At 55.3% G+C, this 17,872-nt stretch carries 14 protein-coding genes and 6 pseudogenes; 14 read left to right on the plus strand and 6 right to left on the minus strand.

Annotation, left to right across the window (positions count from 1 at the left end):
* Nucleotides 1–21 precede the first annotated feature (21 nt).
* The 10 genes and pseudogenes from SIAM614_RS24140 to SIAM614_RS31340 all read left to right on the plus strand — a co-directional run.
* Nucleotides 22–732 (plus strand): hypothetical protein, encoded by a 711-nt coding sequence (locus tag SIAM614_RS24140; protein WP_006938574.1) that lies wholly within the window; start codon nucleotides 22–24, stop codon nucleotides 730–732.
* Nucleotides 732–1,814, plus strand: coding sequence for a FliM/FliN family flagellar motor switch protein (locus SIAM614_RS24145; protein WP_006938575.1), 1,083 nt, complete (start codon nucleotides 732–734; stop codon nucleotides 1,812–1,814). Before SIAM614_RS24140 ends, SIAM614_RS24145 begins: the two co-directional genes overlap by 1 nt.
* 21 nt (nucleotides 1,815–1,835) lie before the next feature.
* Nucleotides 1,836–2,474, plus strand: a complete 639-nt coding sequence (gene sctR / locus SIAM614_RS24150; protein ID WP_006938576.1) for a type III secretion system export apparatus subunit SctR — start codon at nucleotides 1,836–1,838, stop codon at nucleotides 2,472–2,474.
* A 16-nt stretch (nucleotides 2,475–2,490) separates the two neighbouring features.
* Nucleotides 2,491–2,760 carry a type III secretion system export apparatus subunit SctS gene (gene sctS / locus SIAM614_RS24155; protein ID WP_006938577.1) on the plus strand — a complete coding sequence of 90 codons (270 nt, stop codon included), beginning with the start codon at nucleotides 2,491–2,493 and terminating at the stop codon, nucleotides 2,758–2,760.
* A 6-nt stretch (nucleotides 2,761–2,766) separates the two neighbouring features.
* A complete protein-coding gene (sctT, locus tag SIAM614_RS24160) occupies nucleotides 2,767–3,615 on the plus strand; it encodes a type III secretion system export apparatus subunit SctT (protein ID WP_006938578.1) in 849 nt (282 codons plus the stop codon).
* Entirely contained in the window at nucleotides 3,612–4,727 is a 1,116-nt protein-coding gene (sctU, locus tag SIAM614_RS24165; RefSeq protein WP_006938579.1) for a type III secretion system export apparatus subunit SctU, read from the plus strand. The genes sctT and sctU overlap by 4 nt, the downstream gene beginning before the upstream one ends.
* 157 nt (nucleotides 4,728–4,884) lie before the next feature.
* A pseudogene (locus SIAM614_RS32565) lies at nucleotides 4,885–4,980 on the plus strand (IS6-like element ISPmar1 family transposase); the annotation flags it as partial.
* Nucleotides 4,981–4,994: 14 nt separating this feature from the next.
* Nucleotides 4,995–5,372 (plus strand): annotated as a pseudogene (locus tag SIAM614_RS33665) (reverse transcriptase/maturase family protein); the annotation flags it as partial.
* A 51-nt stretch (nucleotides 5,373–5,423) separates the two neighbouring features.
* Nucleotides 5,424–5,912 (plus strand): group II intron maturase-specific domain-containing protein, encoded by a 489-nt coding sequence (locus SIAM614_RS33670; RefSeq protein ID WP_456153878.1) that lies wholly within the window; start codon nucleotides 5,424–5,426, stop codon nucleotides 5,910–5,912.
* Between the two features lie 67 nt (nucleotides 5,913–5,979).
* Nucleotides 5,980–6,174, plus strand: a pseudogene (locus SIAM614_RS31340) (DDE-type integrase/transposase/recombinase); the annotation flags it as partial.
* Nucleotides 6,175–6,181: 7 nt separating this feature from the next.
* Here the strand turns inward: SIAM614_RS31340 and SIAM614_RS31345 are convergent.
* A pseudogene (locus tag SIAM614_RS31345) lies at nucleotides 6,182–7,503 on the minus strand (IS30 family transposase).
* A 43-nt stretch (nucleotides 7,504–7,546) separates the two neighbouring features.
* On the opposite strand from SIAM614_RS31345, the pseudogene SIAM614_RS24185 reads away from it, so the two are divergent.
* A pseudogene (locus tag SIAM614_RS24185) lies at nucleotides 7,547–7,825 on the plus strand (IS3 family transposase); the annotation flags it as partial.
* Here SIAM614_RS24185 and SIAM614_RS32175 read toward each other — a convergent pair.
* From SIAM614_RS32175 to SIAM614_RS24205, 5 genes and pseudogenes are all read right to left on the minus strand, one after another.
* A complete protein-coding gene (locus tag SIAM614_RS32175) occupies nucleotides 7,817–8,911 on the minus strand; it encodes a hypothetical protein (protein ID WP_157140055.1) in 1,095 nt (364 codons plus the stop codon). The pseudogene SIAM614_RS24185 and the gene SIAM614_RS32175 sit on opposite strands and share 9 nt — an antisense overlap.
* A gap of 400 nt (nucleotides 8,912–9,311) precedes the next feature.
* The gene (locus SIAM614_RS33050) at nucleotides 9,312–9,701 is read right to left on the minus strand and encodes an IS110 family transposase (RefSeq protein WP_006938585.1); all 390 of its coding nucleotides are present in this window, start codon (nucleotides 9,699–9,701) and stop codon (nucleotides 9,312–9,314) included.
* Nucleotides 9,685–10,071 carry an IS110 family transposase gene (locus SIAM614_RS33055; protein WP_229598008.1) on the minus strand — a complete coding sequence of 129 codons (387 nt, stop codon included), beginning with the start codon at nucleotides 10,069–10,071 and terminating at the stop codon, nucleotides 9,685–9,687. Before SIAM614_RS33055 ends, SIAM614_RS33050 begins: the two co-directional genes overlap by 17 nt.
* Nucleotides 10,064–10,165 (minus strand): annotated as a pseudogene (locus SIAM614_RS33060) (IS110 family transposase); the annotation flags it as partial. The gene SIAM614_RS33055 and the pseudogene SIAM614_RS33060, both read right to left, overlap by 8 nt.
* A 553-nt stretch (nucleotides 10,166–10,718) precedes the next feature.
* Nucleotides 10,719–11,495, minus strand: a complete 777-nt coding sequence (locus SIAM614_RS24205) for a hypothetical protein (RefSeq protein WP_040441007.1) — start codon at nucleotides 11,493–11,495, stop codon at nucleotides 10,719–10,721.
* Between the two features lie 132 nt (nucleotides 11,496–11,627).
* Here SIAM614_RS24205 and SIAM614_RS24210 point away from each other — a divergent pair, with 132 nt between their 5' ends.
* The 3 genes from SIAM614_RS24210 (at nucleotide 11,628) to SIAM614_RS32180 (ending at nucleotide 17,831) form a co-directional block, all read left to right on the plus strand.
* Nucleotides 11,628–11,945: a hypothetical protein gene (locus SIAM614_RS24210; protein ID WP_040441008.1), complete on the plus strand. Its 318-nt coding sequence runs from the start codon at nucleotides 11,628–11,630 to the stop codon at nucleotides 11,943–11,945.
* Nucleotides 11,946–12,390: 445 nt separating this feature from the next.
* Entirely contained in the window at nucleotides 12,391–15,411 is a 3,021-nt protein-coding gene (locus SIAM614_RS24215) for a hypothetical protein (RefSeq protein WP_157140056.1), read from the plus strand.
* 1,739 nt (nucleotides 15,412–17,150) lie between these two features.
* A complete protein-coding gene (locus SIAM614_RS32180; RefSeq protein WP_157140057.1) occupies nucleotides 17,151–17,831 on the plus strand; it encodes a helix-turn-helix domain-containing protein in 681 nt (226 codons plus the stop codon).
* Nucleotides 17,832–17,872: the final 41 nt, after the last annotated feature.

Raw genomic sequence — 17,872 nt, forward strand, 5'->3', positions numbered from 1 at the left:
CTGAGGATGCCCAGTATAGGTATGGGCTTTTCGTCGAATGCGCAAGGCGGGGCGTCTCACCGTGGAGAAGGCGGCAAGGGGAGTGCCGGCGCGAAAGACACGAAGAAGAATTCGGGCGAATTCCGCGAAGGGGCGCTGTCTTCTCAAAAGGGGGGGGGCATCGCGTCATCCCAGAGCAGCGCTCTTTTTCAGGTGATGATGGGGCTTGCCAAAGATGACGGCGCCGATCGCGACGGGACGCGGGAAGGTGGTGACGAAACCATGATCGTCCTTTTCGAGACCCGTCAAGGCGGTACAAGCATTTCCGCACCGGCGAAGGCTCAGCAATCATCTCCGGCCGGTCTCGACAGTCAAGTCGAACAAATTTATGAAAAAATAATTTCAAGGCTGGAATCGGTGAAAAGGCCGGGGCCGGTTGTTTCCAATGCTCCCGTGAATTTCAATATCCCCGTAAATGCCGGCGCGCAGGGGCTAAGCCGGCTGGAGGTGAGCTTTACAGACGCGCAAGTGACGGTCAAGTTGTTCTTTCCCGCGGGAGAGGCCGGTCAGGATCTGATGCTTGCCGCCGGACAGCTCGGGCATCTTCTGCAGGGACATCTGCCCAACCGGCGTATCAAGATCCTGCAGGCCGTCTCGCAATCGGACGAAGCCGGCGAAAAGGTTTTTGTCGAAAACGAATTGCTCGCGGGGCAGCCGCTCATCCGATCGCGGCCTTCGGCGGGCGGGGCGTGATGTCCTTCGAAAACTGGCCTCTTCCAAGATTCGAAATAAAAGCGGACGACGTTTCCCTATGGAACGCGGCGATGTCCCGTGCGGGTCAGCCGCTCCCGCTTACGGGCGGGGCAAGTGTCACGTTCACACCACGCGTGGGATTGCCTGCCCCCGGCGTGCTGACATCCGTCCTGTTCGGCGACGAGGTCCGTGCCTACATCGGTATTGAGGAATTTCCGTTTGGCAGACTGTCGGGGGCGGACCTGTCCGTATCCGATCTTCGCGACATGCCCGAGGACCTGGCCGGCGCCCTGAGACGGGGCATGATCCAGACGATACTGGATACGCTTCAGAGCGAAATAGGTACGGGTTTCGACATCGGAGCGGATGTCGTTCTTGGGGACGTCGAGGCCGCCGAACAGGTACAAGACCTCAGCTGGTTCGAGATCGCCTTGCGGCGGGAACCCGAGGAGAAGACGGTTTTTTTCATCGGCATTGCTCCGAATGCGATCTGCCGCGAGCTTGCCGGGCGCGTACCGGAAGCTGACAAGGTCGGGGCTGAGCTGGGTCGAATGATCCCCATTCAGGTCGAGCGTCTGGTGGGCACCGCGGAACTTATGTGGGTGGAAATTTGCGAGCTGGCCCCGGGAGATTGCATTCTCATTTCCGAGGCCGCCGCCGCGGACCAACTAACTGTCATCGCAAGCGACAGGGTGTTTGCATTCGAGGAGGTCGATGAAGGCTGGTCTTGCGCTAAAACCGTGCCCCTGAAGCAATTATTGTTCAAGAGCCGGGACGCAGGCGAGACCTTGCTGGACAATTGTGAGTCGGCACTGCCCGAATTTCTTGAGGAAGTAGGCAAGTTTGTGCCCGAAGCGCCGTTGAAGATTGGTCTTTCATTCCGGCTTGGTTCAGCTAATCTTTCGGCGACTGAGATCGCAAATTGGAGGCCGGGTGCCATTGCGAACCTTCCGGATAGCCTGAACGAAAGCAATACAGAAGTAAAAGTTGTTGCCAACGACACAACGATTGCACAGGGGGACCTTGTGCGGGTTGGGGATCGCGTCGGCGTGAGATTAAGCCGAATATTTTTCAATACCTAGATTTGACTGGCAACGAAATATATGGAACCACTTAATTTAATTCTCGCGCTGGGAGCTGCTGCATTCGTTCCCTTCATGGCGGTGGTTGCGACGTCTTTCATCAAGATCGCGGTCGTCTTGCTGCTGGTACGCAACGCTTTGGGCGTCCAGCAGATTCCACCCAATATGGCATTGAATGCACTTGCCATAATATTGTCGGGCTATATCATGGCTCCTGTGTTTTTTCAGACCTTCATGATCGTGCAGGAAGGCAACTTCAACTTCGGAAATCTCGAGGGGCTCCAGGAGGCTTACAACGCCAGCAAGGGGCCTCTCATCGAATTTCTGGACAAGCACGCAGAAGGCCGGGAAAAGCTGTTTTTTCTGAAGGCGACAGCGGAGTTGTGGCCGGCTGATCTGGCGGCCATGGCCGATGAAAACAGCATCTTCGTGATACTGCCGGCCTTTACGATCAGCCAATTGCGCGAGGCCTTCGAGATCGGTTTCCTGCTGTATTTGCCCTTCGTTGCCATCGATCTGGTCGTGTCCAACATCCTTCTGGCTATGGGAATGATGATGGTCTCCCCACTGACCATATCACTGCCGTTCAAGCTGTTCCTTTTTGTCATGGTGGATGGCTGGTCTAGGCTCATTCTGGGTCTGGTCAAAACCTATATTTAAAGGCTGAACTTACCTAATGGCACCGGCTGATGCGCTCCATGTAACCACCGAAGCAATGTTCCTCGTGTTGCTGTTGTCAATGCCGCCCATTCTGGCTGCGTCGATAGTGGGGCTTGCGGTCAGTCTTTTACAGGCACTGACGCAAATACAGGAACAAACGCTCCCATTCGCGGCCAAACTTATCGCTGTCGCGATCTCGCTGGCCGCTACATCTACGTATCTCGGAGGTGAAATGTATAACTTCACCATGAATTTGTTTGACACTTTTCCTGAATTGACAAGATAGCTCCGTATGTGGGATTTGATCGCCGCTTTCGAAATTTTCGAGAAGCATATGCTCTCATTGGCGATGTCCCTGCCGAGAATTTATGCCTTCATCGCCATGTCGGGCATTCTGAGTACAGGCGTCGTGCCCAGGCTTGCACGCAATGGCGCGATTCTGATCCTTGCGCTGCCCCTCGTGCCGGTCAACATGGCGAATATTTCGCTCATCGGCGATTCCCTGCCGGCTCTTGCCCTCTATTTCGCGAAAGAATATGCGATCGGATTTCTGATAGGCTATATGATCGGCTGGATTTTCTGGTCGGTAACGTCGGCGGGCGATTTCATGGACAACCAGCGCGGTGCGGCTATCGCCTCAAGTATTGACCCCTTACAGGGGCAGGAAACGACGCCGCTTGGGAACTTGTTCTCTCAAGCCTTTCTGACCTACATGTATTCTGTGGGCGGGATCCTGATCATTATCGGGATTCTCTACAAGAGTTTCATGATCTGGCCTGTCACCAGAATGCTGCCGATCGTTTCCGAGCGGTTTCCGGTTTTGATTCTGGAAATCCTCGACCTTGGCATGCGGACCATGTTTGTCCTGGCCGCCCCGGTGATTGCCCTGATGTTTCTGTCCGAGCTGGCACTCGCACTGGTGAGCCGCTTCGCACCCCAAATCCAGGTCTTTATCCTTTCCATGGGTATCAAGAGCGGTATAGCCACGTTTGTCCTAGTTTTTTATATCAAGATTCTTTTCCCATACGCAACGGAAGGGCAGGCGTTGTTTTTCGAAAATACTAACCGCCTTTATGAAATACTTGAAGCGGGAACCGATATCCTGTCAGAGACTGCTCCCCGGACAGGCACCGAGCCATGAGCCAGCAGCCGACGGGTGAAAAGACCGAACAACCGACACACAAGAAGTTACGGGACGCGAGAAAGAAGGGGCAGGTCGCCAGAAGCCAGGATTTGGTGACGACAATTTCCCTGTTGGGTGTCATCGCCTATCTGTGGCTGGCTTGGGACTACAACTTCGCTAAATTTGTCGAAATGCTCGATATAGTGGCCGCACTACATGGTGCTGGGTTCCGCGCAAGCGCCTTCAATGCCTTACAAGCCATGTTCGATATATCGATTGTTGTCGTTCTGCCGCTGCTTGGTGTGGGGTTCGCTTTGGGGATCGCAGGCAACTATTTTCAGTTCGGGTCTATTTTCGCGTTCGAGAACCTGAAGCCGAAGATTGAAAACATAAGCCCGGCCAAAGGGCTCAAGAAGATTTTTTCGGTCAAGCAGCTTGTCGAATTCCTGAAGTCCCTGATCAAGATCATATTTCTTTCGGTCCTTCTTTTCTTCGTGATCAGGGATGCGATCGGTCCCTATATGAACGCGGTTCAGTGCGGTCTCCAATGCCTGACGGCGGTGACCAGTTCCATGCTGCTCACGACATTGCTTTTTACTGCGCTCGCATTTGCCATCGTCTCCGGCTTCGATTTCATTTTCCAGAAGTTTCAGCACAAGAAGGAACTGATGATGACGAAAACGGAGGTTCAACGGGAGTACAAGGAGACTGAGGGCGACCCGCTGATCAAGGGAAGACGAAAGCAGCTGGCGCAGGAAATGGTGTTGAGCGATGGTATCGACCGCACGAGAAATGCGACGGCCGTGATTGTCAATCCGACACATTTTGCCGTCGTCATCGATTACAAGCCGGATATCGCGCCGCTTCCCCTGATTGTTGCCAAGGGAAGGAACCTGCATGCCCATGACTTGAGAACGGAGGCGGAAAAACACGGCGTTCCCGTTTTCAGAAACGTGCTTCTGGCCCGTTCCCTCTATGCGGAGTCCGATGTCGGCGCATTCGTGCCGGATGAATGGTTCGAGGTTATCGCGAAGATATTGGTCTGGGTCGATAAAAACCGGGAGTCGCTTTATACGGAGCCGCTCAAGCACGGGGTAATCGATATGGAAGGCGGGAATTTCCTGCGATAGTGCGGGCTTCTTCCGCGTGCCCTTGGCCTGGTCGACACCTCTTTGGTTTCAGTTTCTCTTCTGGTTCTGTCGCAATATTTTTATCTGTCGGGTCCCTTTTTGCGCGTTGAGGTTTAGGAGGCGGTCCTCTGATCAGATTTTTGCCTGGTGTGTAGCGTTGATCAGTTTCAAAGGGATCCACTTCCCGAAGGAAGAGGTCCTGTTCGCAGTTTTCTTTTATGTGCGCTATGGGGTTTCCTACCGGGATGTGGAGGCACGAAGGGCCGCTGGATCATCGAAGGTGATCTGGCGAGCTACTTCGACACCGTCCATCACCGACTGCTTCTTAAATGTGTGCGGCGGCGGGTGCGGGACGGACGGTTTGTCGATCTCCTCTGGCGCATTCTCAAGGCAGGCCACATTGACCGTGGCCTGTTCAGGGCTGCCAGCGAGGGTGTTCCGCAAGGTGGCGTGCTGTCACCGCTCCTGTCCAACATCATGCTCCATGAGTTCGATGTCTGGCTGGAGGCGAAATACCTGAACCGGAAAGCCCGCAAGGATCGTTGGGCATGGAACTTCGGCATTCAGCAGGGACGCCCCATCACGGTTCGGGAGAACCGGCAATGGAAACCTGCGATAGCCTATTGTCGCTACGCCGATGACGGGTTCGTCTTTCTGGGGCACCGGATCATTCGCAAGCGAGGATCGAACGGACGCATGTCCGTTGTCACGACGATACCCAGGGAAAAGGCCAAGGCGTTTGTCCGCAAACTGACCGAGACCCTTTCCGGCAATCATAGTGTCAGTACGGTCGACATGATCGCCAGCCTGAACCGCCAGTTGGCGGGATGGGCGGCGTTCTACAAGTTCACCGACTTCAGGGCGTACGTCTTCCGGCGCATCGACCATGTCGTGTTCTGGAAACTGGCGCACTGGCTGGGGCATAAATACCGATGCCGTATCAAACCCTTGATGCGGAAGTGGTTCAGGCCCCCGGAACCGGGCAAGGCGAAAACCTGGCTCGTTTACGGTCGGAACAAACATGGCGAGGCCATCGGAAAAGACCTGCAACGGCTTGTCTCAAGCCCGAAGGCTCAATTCCGTTGGCGCAATCCGGAGGTCAATCCATACATCTTCCGGAGTGAAAACCGCAGCACCGTCACCAGTCGCTTTAATGATGTTGCCATGGCCATGGGCTCAGTTTGAATGGAGAGCCGTATGCGCTGAAAGGTGCACGTCCGGTTCGGGGAGGAGAAGCGCAACCGCGCTTCTTACTCCACTGGTCACCTGGCAGGGCTTCGTCTATGTCCCTTTCGGTATCGACGCATTTGCCCGGCGTATCGTCGGCTGGCGTGTCAGCCGGACGGCGCATGCGCCCTTCGTTCTCGATGCTCTGGAGCAGGCACTTCATGATCGGCGTCCCGTTCATGGCGGTGGCCTCGTTCACCACTCGGACAGGGGCGTCCAAGGCAGATTCAACCGGTTATCGTAACACCCTTGATTATATCTTGTTTGAGCAACTGGTCGAGAGCCTCTGCAGGTGTGCGCCAGCCCAACGTTTTTCGGGGCCTGGTATTCAGAGCATGTGCTACAGCGCTTAATTCATCGACCCCATGCTGGCTTAGATCCGTGCCTTTCGGAAAGTACTGGCGCAGCAAGCCGTTGGTGTTTTCGTTGCTCCCGCGCTGCCAGGGGCTTTGAGGGTCGCAGAAGTAAATCTCGAGGCCGGTGTCGATACGGAGCTGTGCATGCTGAGCCATCTCCGCACCCTGTCCGGCAAGTGCTGGGCCGTTTTTGACAGACTAATCCTTCCCATGCGTTCCATTCGTGGGAGGTGCAGGAGCATTGTGAACCGTGTCGTACGTTCGACCGACGGGCCGATCGCTGAGCTGCCGAGACCGAGAATGAGATCCCCCTCCCAGTGACCGGGCACTGCTCTGTCGCCTATCTCAGGCGGACGATCACTGATCATGAAAGCATCTGCGAAGAAGGACTTGCCTCGGTTACGAGCACGTTCGCGGGGCAAATGCAGCGCTCGTCCAGAGCGCAGACAGGCCGATAGCTCTCGCTTCAAGGCGCCTCGGCCCTGAATGTAGAGCGCCTGATAGATGGCTTCGTGGCTGATGCGCATGGTCGGGTTCTCGGGAAAGTCCAGCTTCAGACGCCGCGCAATTTGTTCCGGGCTCCAAGCTGTGGACCAGCGTCGACTTTGCCGATGAACAGCCCGTCGTCCTTTCCATACCACGACTGGGCCATCGAAGGCGATGCCGTCGGGCATTGCAATCCGTCCGGCGAGCCGGTCTTGCACATAGTCACGGAGGACAGGATTGGTTGTCAGCTTTGCCGCCTTCGGCCGCCGTGCTGCTCGATCAGCATGCCACTGCGCGGTAATGGCTCGATAGTCGAAGTCGCCGCCGCGCGTCGCCGAATTGCGCCTGATCTCACGCGAAATTGTGCTGGGAGACCGCCCCAGCTTGCGCGCTATAGCACGCACTCCCGTGCTCCGCGCGCATTCCAAAGCAATTTCCTCCCGTTCCCGAAACGAAAGGTTTCGACTCGCGAGTGGTGCCGTTGCGGGCGAAAGGTGTGTTGGAGGCATGCCACCTGAACTCCGAAACCACCGGATACCAACGGGACCGGAGACGCCGGCTTCGGCGGCGGCTTCTTCACTGGACAGACCCGACGCCACTCCTTGCCAAAACCGGCACAGGTTCTCACGCTGCCATACCGGTGGCCGCCCAGGCGAGGACAATTTGTGCCGCATTGAGCGTTCTGATTTCCGTCTTCCTGTAACCATCAACACCTCCTGTAGCGGGGTGTTGCGACGACCGGTTGAATCTGCCCAATACACCAGCGAACAGTTCCAGCGCCTCATGGCCGGTCACGGCATCACCTGCTCGATGAGCCGGTCTGGGAATGTCTGGGACAATGCCGCGATGGAAAGCTCCTTCTCATCCCTGAAAACGGAAAGGACGGCACGCAAGGTCTACAGAACCCGAGACGACGCCCGGGCCGACGTGTTCGACTACATCGAGCACTTCTACAATCCCAAGCGGCGTCACTCGACCCTAGGCTACCTCAGCCCGATGGAATTTGAAAACAAGGCGGGATTAGCTTAACTCGTGGTCCGAAAAACCGGCAGCAGGCCATCCTGTCACAGCTTTCGAGTTTTCAGAGCTTTGGCTAGCATCCGAGGTAGAAGGAAGACGGTCAGCGTCCAAAAATGCTTTCAATTTTTGGTCTAACTTTTGTTTAACATCCTTTCTTACGCTAGCCTTAGATGTGTATGACTGACATTCTTTCGCGAATTTAGAGTACTCTAAAGGAGAGACGCTGTCCCGAAACTCTAAAACCCCACTGTTGTCCAGATCATTCTTGACATCGCTAACTACCGTTGACACCGATTTACGTGCAAAAGTTAGTGCTTCTTCACAGTCGCGGTGCCAAATTTCTTTGCCTCTAGGTGAGTGTTTTTCCGGATCAAGCCACATTTTAACAAGACTTATGTCCTCCCCTCTTTTTATGGAGCGGGAAATCACTAAATCCGAAACAAACTTATCTACTGCTTTGTCAATTTCTGGGTCATAATTAAAAACGTCTTCATGCGTGCGGGCAATTTTATCTTGGATGTAGGCCACACCCAACTTAGGCTGACAATACCCTCTGAATGGCGGCAGAAACCGGACTTTAAACTTAAACCAATCAAAGCTTCGGGTTGTAGATGGCGCTGGTTTTCTTAAGGAAGAAATCTCTTCATCCATCGATTTTGGGAGATGGAGTTCAGATTGCCCTCTTGAAAAAGACGAAGGCATCATGTTGGCATTTCTGATTTTGAAATTCGAAGAGGTGCAAATCCACAACAACCCCCCTCCAAGCAAACTCACCCTGCGACAAATGCCATTGATCGCCCAAGAGCCTATGTTACCACGTTCTGTATTTTTGTTACTGCTGCTTACGCTGTCAACGCTATCGCCAAAACTGCTGCTTACGCTGTCAACGCCAGGGCCAAAACAGCTGCTTGCGCTGTCAGTGCTATCGCCAAAAATTTTCATCGATTTTCTTCCTACATTTAGTTTGGGTAGAATTAAACGAAAAGGCGTCGGACGCAGTATTATTTGATACAGCCGGTGGCGTTGCCATTTGTGGACAGCTCCGGTTTTGCAAGAGTTTTCTTCCGTGATTGCGATCATGTTGCGAGCGGTCATTTGTCCGGCCTCACATGATGATTCTCCTGTCAATGGTTTTCGCATTTGTGATCCGAGGTGAGCTCTCTTCCTGCAGGACCTGCCTGCTAACCTCACATCCGGCGGGGTGATAGTCCCAACCACGGTCCCTCATTCGGGACTGGAGAGCTTCTAAGGAACGGCACCACTCTGTGAAGACGGCACTAATGTGCCACGCCGGACAACGGCGACGTTCACTCGGTCACCGGGCTGCAATGCCGTCGCAGTGCGGCCCGATCCCGATAATTATACGGCAGGTTTCATCGTCGCTCCTTCGGGTACGACGCCATCGACAGCGAACCGCCACAGAGCGATCAGCAACTTGCGAGCGAGGGCGACAACCATCACCTTGCGAACCCGCCGCCCGGTAGAGCCCGTGCGCTCACGGAACCAGGTAACCCTGGGGGGAGCCGGGTTGGTAACGTTGCCAGAGCCAGGCCAACTCCACCATCACAGTCCGAAGCCTTCGGTTTCCGGCTTTGCCAATCCCTTGTTCACGCTCTACCCCGCCGTTGCTGTAAGGGGTCGCGGTTAGGCCCGCGTATGATCCGAGCCCATTGCCATTGGCGAAGCGACGGACGAAGGCCTCACGCACCAGAACGGTGGCGCTCTGCACGCCGATACCTCGCAGGCTGCAGAGTTGTTGGATCATCTTACCTGCCCCATCCGGAGCGGTCGCCTCGGCCACAGCATCTCGCTCGCGCTCCAGTGCGTCGATCTGATCGAGAACGAGTTCCAGCCTGCTGATCAGTCGTTCAACCTTGGCCAACATTCGGCGGAATGGGCCCACCGAGTCCGGTGCGAAGATCAGCCAGCCGTCGCCGGCGACTCTTCAGCAGAGGATTGTAATCGCCGATCCCAAGCGTCACTAGAACAGCACCGATACGATTGGTCAGGCCGACTCGCTCGGACACCAGCTCGGCTCGTTCGCGGACGCATCGCCGCGCATCCTCATCGGCTTCTTCTGGGATAGGGACCATTGAGCAGACACGAGGCTCCCCGCGAAGCCATGCGAGTAGTGCGCGCAACAACAATTCCGCATCGATGCCATCGGATTTCGCTCGTCGCATGCGCCTATCCACCGGAACGCTGGAAGGTTGTATGACGTGCACCTCGACACCCTTCTCAATCAACCAATGCATTGATCAGCATCGTACGTTGGCGCACCAGAAGATCCCGAGCGCGATGCAGCATCAACACGGCCTGCTGGTCAGCGCTTTTGATTGCGACGACCCGATCCACTGAATGGCCAGCAGGCCAAGCTGCAACGGAACGAGCTTAATACGCGTCGATTGCAGATTGAAGAGCTAGCTTATCTGGCTCGATCGTCCGCTTCGCCTTGGTCTGTGGAAAGCCAGGAACCTGCGCCGCCAGGACCCAACTCTTGCTGCTCAATTCAATCGCCGAACCGTTACGGCAAGATCAGTGTATTACCCCGACCGACGACGCTTGCCGGTGTGCGTAACACCCCAGTGATGCGCCACGCTTTCATCAACCCAGACCGTGATGTCCCTACGCCGTCGCAGGCTTTCCGTATACTCGGGACAGTTCGTTACACGATGCATGGACTTCGCAAACTTGTGGCGACGAGATGCGTGGTGTTTGAACGGCATTCACAAAACTTCAGAAGCAAGGAAACGCCGAGCAGGTAGGCACGAAACCCGATTAATGCAACAAGATCACCAAGGGGTCAGTTTTGGAAGCCGATAAAGGGTCAACATTCAATGCCGATTTACAGGAATGAAATCGGAATGGGGGGGCGGCTTTAGTTCGGAACACATGGCCGACTTCATTGGGATACGCACACAGACACTGGAGTGTTCCGATGTTCGCTGATTGTTACCATCCGCAGAAACTTGGCGTACCAGTCTTCGCCCTCATTGAAGAACATGGTCTTGGCAAGCACGACTTCCTCCTTTGTAAACTTCCTGTTCAAACCATCGTCCACCACTGTTTCCAACTCTCTCCAGAGGGCTTCATATTGCTCAAACTGAGCAAGCAGGTTTTCTGCCGCCCTCGTTATTTTGCTTTCATCCCCGCTGACGATCCCAACCACATCCTCCCGCGAGGCACTGGTGTAAATCCAGCCTTGCAACTTGCGCTGGATCTTCGAGGTGATTGACGTCTCGTCGCCCTGGATCATTCCATTGTCTGAAATTGTAAGATCAAAAATTTCGGCCAAGTATATCTTACCCTCTTTCTCCCCAAAGGTTACTGGCCGTTTTGCCAGAAAAGCGCATAAATCCCTACCGTAATCTGTCACGCCAATCTCAAAGTATTTAGCATGAAGGTATTCATCCAAACCATTATCTTTGATTTTTTGCGCAGCGTCTTCGATAATTCTTGGCAATGTATTGGGAGCTTCGAGCGAAGCCTTGCGCGAAGCCAAAGCACGATTTGGAACTGGTGCACGCAGGTTTTCGTCTACCGTTTCTCTTTTAACCACGGCCTGTCCTGGCTTATGCACATAATGATCCGAGTTATTTAATGGTTGCGCCTTCTCCCCCTTCTCTCCACTAAAGATACTCCGAAGATAATAATAATTGATAGTATTTGGTATAGTCATTAATGCAATCCTTCTTCAGGGAAGCTGAGGAGTCCGGCAGTCGCCGACAATGGCAAGACCCAGCTTGAGCGCTCATGCGCGCCCGAAGTACTGTGCCGCGAAACAGAGGCTGCCACTGTATCAAAACATACATTGAAATTGAAAAAGGCGCGAAAACCGGTGCCGCCGCAGCGGATTTTTGGTCCCGTTGATGACGTGTTTCCGTCTGCCCACAAGGCGCGCCGCGCGCCGGTGGGCCGGTTGACCGGACAAGCGGTGCAGCAACGTTCAAGGTACGAGAAGTGCTTCCAGTCGCGGGTGGACGAATCGCAAACCGCGCTCTTTAAAATGGCAAAGTGCATGGCCGTGTCACGGAAGACACAACTATTGCTTGCGGCTAATCTTCCAGACTACCTTCTATTCGACAGATATGCGCGCAAAACATCAGCTAGTGTACTAAATAACACCTGATTTTGCATTGAAATATGCTTTAGATACGCACCTGGCGTCTGCGTATTACCGGCATCGTCGGCAGGCGGCGCTGCAATAAAAACGGTCCGCGGAATGAGTCGGGTTGGTGCGATGTAGTCTCGTGATATTAGTGACTTGGCTAACGTGGGTTCATACCTGATGAGCGCTGAGAAACATCTTTTGCATGGAAGTTAAATCGATTAAAATTTTATATCTGAGAGTAGGATCTTCTTTCTCATTTTGGTGAGGCCTGGTGAGGAAGGAGGGCGGTCGGCCGACATCGCACACGGCGGAGGGGTGTGCCGCCCGGAATGCTGCCCTGCAACTCTCGCGAACATTCGGAAAGCCGGGTCCGCCGCGACGAGAGCGGCGAGTTGGGAAAGGCCTCGGTCTGATCGAAAGGTGACGTCCCTTGACGTGGTGTAGCTGGATAGGGGGGTGAAAAATGAATACAGTTCAAGCCAGTCATCTCAATACAAGCCCGCTCCGGCAGACTGATGGCGGAGCGGCCAGACCAGAAAGCCTTGCTGGCCGCTGGAAAAGGCGACTGGTCACCTGGTTCCGGGAAGGCGGAAAAGTGTCCAGCGTCAGGGATAGCGGGATTTCTTCCAGCAAAATCCTTGCGCTTCAGGCAGACGCGGGAACACCTTCCCAGGCTTGTCTCGGAGCAAGGAAACCCGGCGGATCGGATCCATCGGCCGTGCGACCAGAGGAATGTTTCGCTCGCGATCAAAGGACGCTGGAGACAGTGATCGAAACGGAACGGATAGCCGTGCGCCCGGAGCATTTTGAAGCTCATGGTAGCTCCTCAGCGAAGCGCCCGCCCGGAGCCCCCGCGGACGGCATGGAGCCGTCCCTGGACGAAGAAGATGCGCCGCAGTTTAACCACAATACGTTGTGCGCGCGGTTGCCGGAACCCAGTCGATGGTCGTGGAGTTGGAGCTTTTTCTTGCTGGGAAGCAACCGCCCTCTTCGTTCCGGAACATCCGGAACAGACCCGGCCCCCCAAGAGAAAACCAGCTGGACTTCAAGGCAAGCTGCCGCGTTGTCGAGTTGGTGGGATGCCCATTTCCACTTTGGCCTAATGAGCAAGGGGCGTGGCCCCCATTTCGACGCAATAAAGGAAGTTCTTGCCGAAAAAGCCGAGTTCGAGGCGCCATTTCAGAAGCCTGCCATACGGACGCGCAAGGCATCCAGCGAAACCGTGCCCACAAAATTCAGTCCCAGGCAAACCGGACCCGGGAAGTCGGGGCCTATTCACATCAGTCCCCAGAGTGAACTCCTGCGCAACGAGTTGCTTGCGAAGCATATCAGTCCGATCCATGAGGACATGCTTGCGACACTCGATCACCTCGAAAAACTCCACGATGCGAATCCCAAACACCTGAGACGCAGGAAATCCTGGTTTTGGAACCTGTTCCGTTTTTTGCGGCGGGCGGCAAAAGAAGACAATTTCCTTGAACAAATTCAAACCCGGGCAAAAGACCTGTTCCACTCTTCGGGAGGCTATGCAGCGGGGCCGTCCGCGGAGGTGATCGAGAAACTTGAACACCTGATCGGCAAGGGCGTGGTTCTCAGCCTGCAGTCCTATGACACAAGTGCCCTCGTCGCACAGTTGGCGATGGATCAGACAACGCTCGACAGGCTCGCCGCGCTGCCGGATACGACGAACATTTCAGCCGTCAACGATATCCTTCTCAAAAGACAGCACAGCAAAATCCAGCAGCTGCGCCGCAACGGATTTGCCAGCATGGCTCAGATCGACCACATTTTCCGCGCCATCTCCTATTTGACCCGCGGTATGTCGATCCCGAAGCACAAACTGAACAAGGTCCTCGCCGATGGCGGCAAGATCAACCGAGAGGACGTTGCAGGCTCCTATGCTGAACTGATCGCAAGCCTGAAGGAAGGACAGCATATAACTGTCGGCAGCGGCTGGAGCCGCGGGGTGCGTCTCGAATGGATCATAGTGGGTCTCAAGAAAGCGGGTTTTTTCGGAGCGACCAACTATATTGGGCGCGATCGGAGCTTTGACTACACGCTTACCTTCATGAACGTGAACGGCTCTATAGAGGTCGGTTTAGGCCGCCTGGAAATCGAAGGGGTCAACGTCGGAGCCAGCGGGTGGTTCGGAATTGGGGTCGGTCCGGAAGAGGTGGGGTTCTACGCGGGCGGTACGGTCGGCGTCAACCTGCGCAAGCAATGGGGAGTAGAGGACACAATCTCTATCACACTTGGAAAAGCCTCACCAGGCCTACGCGCGAATCTTGAGCTTCTCCTTTCAGGTAAAATCAGTAACCCCTACGAGGTCCTGGCGATGGGTGAGGTGTCGGAGGCCGGTCATTACAAAACGAAAGCCAGCAGCGCGACCGCGTCCCTGACGCCTGACGGGCTCTTCAGCTTATCGGTGAACGTCAGCCCGAATCTGAAGGCAAAATCGGAAGGCCAGTCTTTTATCTCGCCGGTGTACGCGCGCTTGGATGCCGAGATCTACAGTTCCAGCGCGCGCGAGGGCGGGAAATTCTTCACGTCCAGCGGCGCTTATCAAACCGAGAATTCGCACGAACTGTATTCGCTTCTGACGCACAGGCCGAAGATGAGGTTCACTTTAGGAAGCTCCGCTATGCTGCGGGGACGGTTCGGCAACAGTTTCTCCGGGACCAGTCTCGCGACAGCCGGTCGCTTGCACGGCCCGGCTGCGACGGGAGAAGTCGGGATAGGCATACACTACCAGACCGAACGAAAGACCTGGCGGGAAATCTTCGTTGGAACCCCGAAGGCAAAATTCAGCGTTCCCGAGATTCACAAGCCCCTGAAAGGCGGCGTGGGTGAAATCACCTGGACGATGACATTGCCTCGCGCGGCGAGCGCGCTCAAGGCTGCGCCCGTGAAAGCGCTGCTTGCAGGGGAACAAAGCGAAACGAGCGATACGCTGATCGACTCCATCAGCTATACAACCCGTGAAAACAGGGAAAAAATCCGCGGATCACTGCGCGCGCTCAGAGAAACAGCAGATAGCAACAACGTTTCCATCGACAAAGAACTGGCAAGAATGGAAAGTCTGCTTGACTTTCTTGCCTACAAGGACCGTGCGAATTTTCGCAAGAGCCTGTCCCGAATTCAAGGAATGATGCCTGAAGACAACGCAATATTCAAACAGGAGCTGGAGCGCCTTGAGGAATTGACCGGCGATGCGAATGATTCGGCATGGCAGCGCAAGTCCCGAAGCAAGGAAATCGTCATGAACATGAAGACCTCGGAGCAGGAGAGCCTGGAGTTTCAGTCAGGTTCACTCGACGCGGAAAAGATAAAGAACCGTGGTTTCGGCGAGTGTGTGTCCGTCAAGACCACTGAGACCCGCATGTATTGGACGTCGGCGCGAATGCCGGTGCTGTTCCAGTTAGGCAGCACCGCCAGTCTGACCGCAAGCAGTCAGACAACATGGCGGGTAAAGCCGAAAGATTGACACGTCATACCTGGGGGAGGTCTGTTTGACCGGGCAAGCGATGCATCATGGTCCGGCGGACTCGAACAGGCCACCACAGGCCTGCTTGGGAGCCCCTTCGAGCTGTGTTGCGCGTGTTTTCCCAGTACGCGCCGCGCCCCCACGGCTGGTGCCTTGCTGCGCCCCACCAAAGTTGGTCAGCCGGGACACAATCAAAACCCTTTGGGATAAGCCGGTTCGCGGGTCCCGTCAGTTCCGGAGGTCGATATGAGCGGTATGACGCGCGTCACAGGCTTTCCCGTCCGCATACGCTAAATCAACCTCATGAATGAAGGTCACGGGGTTCAACACAGGCTCCGAAACGCCCGGGCTGATGAAGAGATTCGTTCAGGACCACCGGTATTCGAACCTCGTGCCATGATTTGGCCCCGGCGGCCAGTCCAACCCGGCCGCCCGCCTGAGAATGAGCGAATTACTCAAATCATTGTCGAGAGTTTCAAGTAGACAACCCGCATTTACGTGATCCATTGGAAGTGACCGGGTGTATGAATGATCGTAGACCACAAGACCACTAAGACTTCGCGTACATTGGGGCGGGAAAGCCCGTGTCTCGCCACAGCGGCACATCACCAGTTTGAAACGCAGTCCCGAGAAGGGGCTGTGGTTCTTCACGAATCTCTCGAGGTCGCAACCAAGCAATTGGCAGGTGATCCGGGTCATGCGTTTTCGAGCCGCATCATGCTGACGCGCGACATTTTCTTGCAAGCCGAGACGGGAATGAACTGCATGGTGTTTCACACGCATCCCACACCGGAAGGTGACGCGCAATGCAACCCGAAGAGCCTTCAAACCCGGCCTTCGGCAGATCATTTCCGCCAGCCGGACCGTATTGCACCTATTGCCCGGCCAACGGTACCCCGGCTCACGCGATACGCCTCGGCCGCAATCGGGAATTGACGCTTCGTTCACCCACATCCCGCCGAAAGCAAAAGCCTCGTCAAGCCGTCAGGGCAGGTATGCCGTTTTCTGCAAAAGGCTGGTCCGGGCGTGCAATGCCCGGCGCCGCCGCCTTGAATGGATGGGGTGACGCTCCGACTATACCGAACACTTCGGATTCGACTGGATCCAATGAATCGCAACACCCGATCAATTTTTCTGCAAATGCTCGCGTTTCGTCAACAACGTCCCGAATGAGCCTTTGTGAACGACATTGCTGACTGTTTCTGAGCCAGCCGGAAACCTCGGTCATCGTAACCGGACCGGAGCCTTCCCGCCGGCCAGACGCTCCCGATGCTGGCGTTGTCCTGCCAGCTGCATCCATAAACCGACAAATAAACCTGCGTACGGAAACCATAATGCTCATGCGAGTTCGTGAAGATCCTGACACAAGCGGCGGAACGCCTTCCGGCGGCGCGCTCGCCCCGGTGAACCGGCCGCTTCAACCGCATTATTCCTGGGACACCGCCAGCCTCCAGAAAAAAGAGCAGTTCGCGTTTGTAAACAACGAATTCGCTTCCTTCGGCAACATCCTGCCCGCGGACGGAAAGGCTCCCGAACTTGGCTTCCGCAACAGTGGAAAGGCCTATGTGCTCGGAAACACGCCCTTCATCCGCTTTCAGTCGGAGGCGTTCCGGCTCCGTCCGAGATCACGGATCCATGCAACGGTCCTGGACTGCACAGCCTGGATCCTTTCAGTTCCGCTGCAAGGTACGGCAAGATATGTTTCAAACGGCACATTCTTGCGTCAGAACCCCGGACATGTGCTGATTTCCGAGCCCTCCAGAAGCATATACGGAAGGATAATGGATTGTGATTTCCTTGTTCTTCTCTTGGACGAAAAGGAAATGACCGGTCTGGGGAGCTTGCTCACCAACGGAGACAGCTGCGCCAACGGCAAGATGATCCACCCCTTGCTGGGTCACTATTTCACGGCACTCGCAAGCACGATAGAAACAATCGAAAGCCGTGAGGCCCAGTCCATTGCGGAAGCCACGATCGCAATCATTCGCGCGTGCGTTTCCAAGCGGCCTCTGGACATCGCGGCCGCGGAAGCGCCGCTCAAAACCGCACGCCTGGAAGCCGCACAAAAATACATAAACGCCAACCTCAAGTCTCCCGGGCTTTCTTCCGATGCGGTGCTTGAATTCCTGAATGTTTCCCGGAGGAGGCTTCACGATATCTTTGAACAAACCGGTGGCGTCCAAAAGTATATTCGCGAACAAAGACTGAAGGCGGCATACAGGAAAATTATCTTCTCCAGCGGCAAGCGATCCGTCTTGTCGATAGCGGAGGAATACTGCTTCTCAAGTGGCGCAAATTTCAGCAGGGCCTTCAAGTACCAGTTTGGCATGACGCCGTCGGACCTGTGCGACCAAGCCGGCCGGACCGGAGTGTCCAGTTTCGAACGATGGTTGCTCGAACTGCGCCACCAGGGTTCTTGACACGCGCAAGGGCGGCCGCGATCTCCTCTTCGGCGTGCCGT

This window comes from Roseibium aggregatum IAM 12614, assembly GCF_000168975.1.
GTDB classification, from domain to species: Bacteria; Pseudomonadota; Alphaproteobacteria; order Rhizobiales; family Stappiaceae; genus Roseibium; species Roseibium aggregatum.

Coding starts and splice junctions, on each gene's coding strand:
- SIAM614_RS24140 (WP_006938574.1), top strand. CDS start 22: ATGGGCTTTTCGTCGAATGCGCAAGGCGGGGCGTCTCACCGTGGAGAA.
- SIAM614_RS24145 (WP_006938575.1), top strand. CDS start 732: ATGTCCTTCGAAAACTGGCCTCTTCCAAGATTCGAAATAAAAGCGGAC.
- sctR (WP_006938576.1), top strand. CDS start 1,836: ATGGAACCACTTAATTTAATTCTCGCGCTGGGAGCTGCTGCATTCGTT.
- sctS (WP_006938577.1), top strand. CDS start 2,491: ATGGCACCGGCTGATGCGCTCCATGTAACCACCGAAGCAATGTTCCTC.
- sctT (WP_006938578.1), top strand. CDS start 2,767: ATGTGGGATTTGATCGCCGCTTTCGAAATTTTCGAGAAGCATATGCTC.
- sctU (WP_006938579.1), top strand. CDS start 3,612: ATGAGCCAGCAGCCGACGGGTGAAAAGACCGAACAACCGACACACAAG.
- SIAM614_RS33670 (WP_456153878.1), top strand. CDS start 5,424: ATGTCCGTTGTCACGACGATACCCAGGGAAAAGGCCAAGGCGTTTGTC.
- SIAM614_RS32175 (WP_157140055.1), bottom strand. CDS start 8,911: ATGACCGCTCGCAACATGATCGCAATCACGGAAGAAAACTCTTGCAAA.
- SIAM614_RS33050 (WP_006938585.1), bottom strand. CDS start 9,701: ATGTTGGCCAAGGTTGAACGACTGATCAGCAGGCTGGAACTCGTTCTC.
- SIAM614_RS33055 (WP_229598008.1), bottom strand. CDS start 10,071: ATGCATTGGTTGATTGAGAAGGGTGTCGAGGTGCACGTCATACAACCT.
- SIAM614_RS24205 (WP_040441007.1), bottom strand. CDS start 11,495: ATGACTATACCAAATACTATCAATTATTATTATCTTCGGAGTATCTTT.
- SIAM614_RS24215 (WP_157140056.1), top strand. CDS start 12,391: ATGAATACAGTTCAAGCCAGTCATCTCAATACAAGCCCGCTCCGGCAG.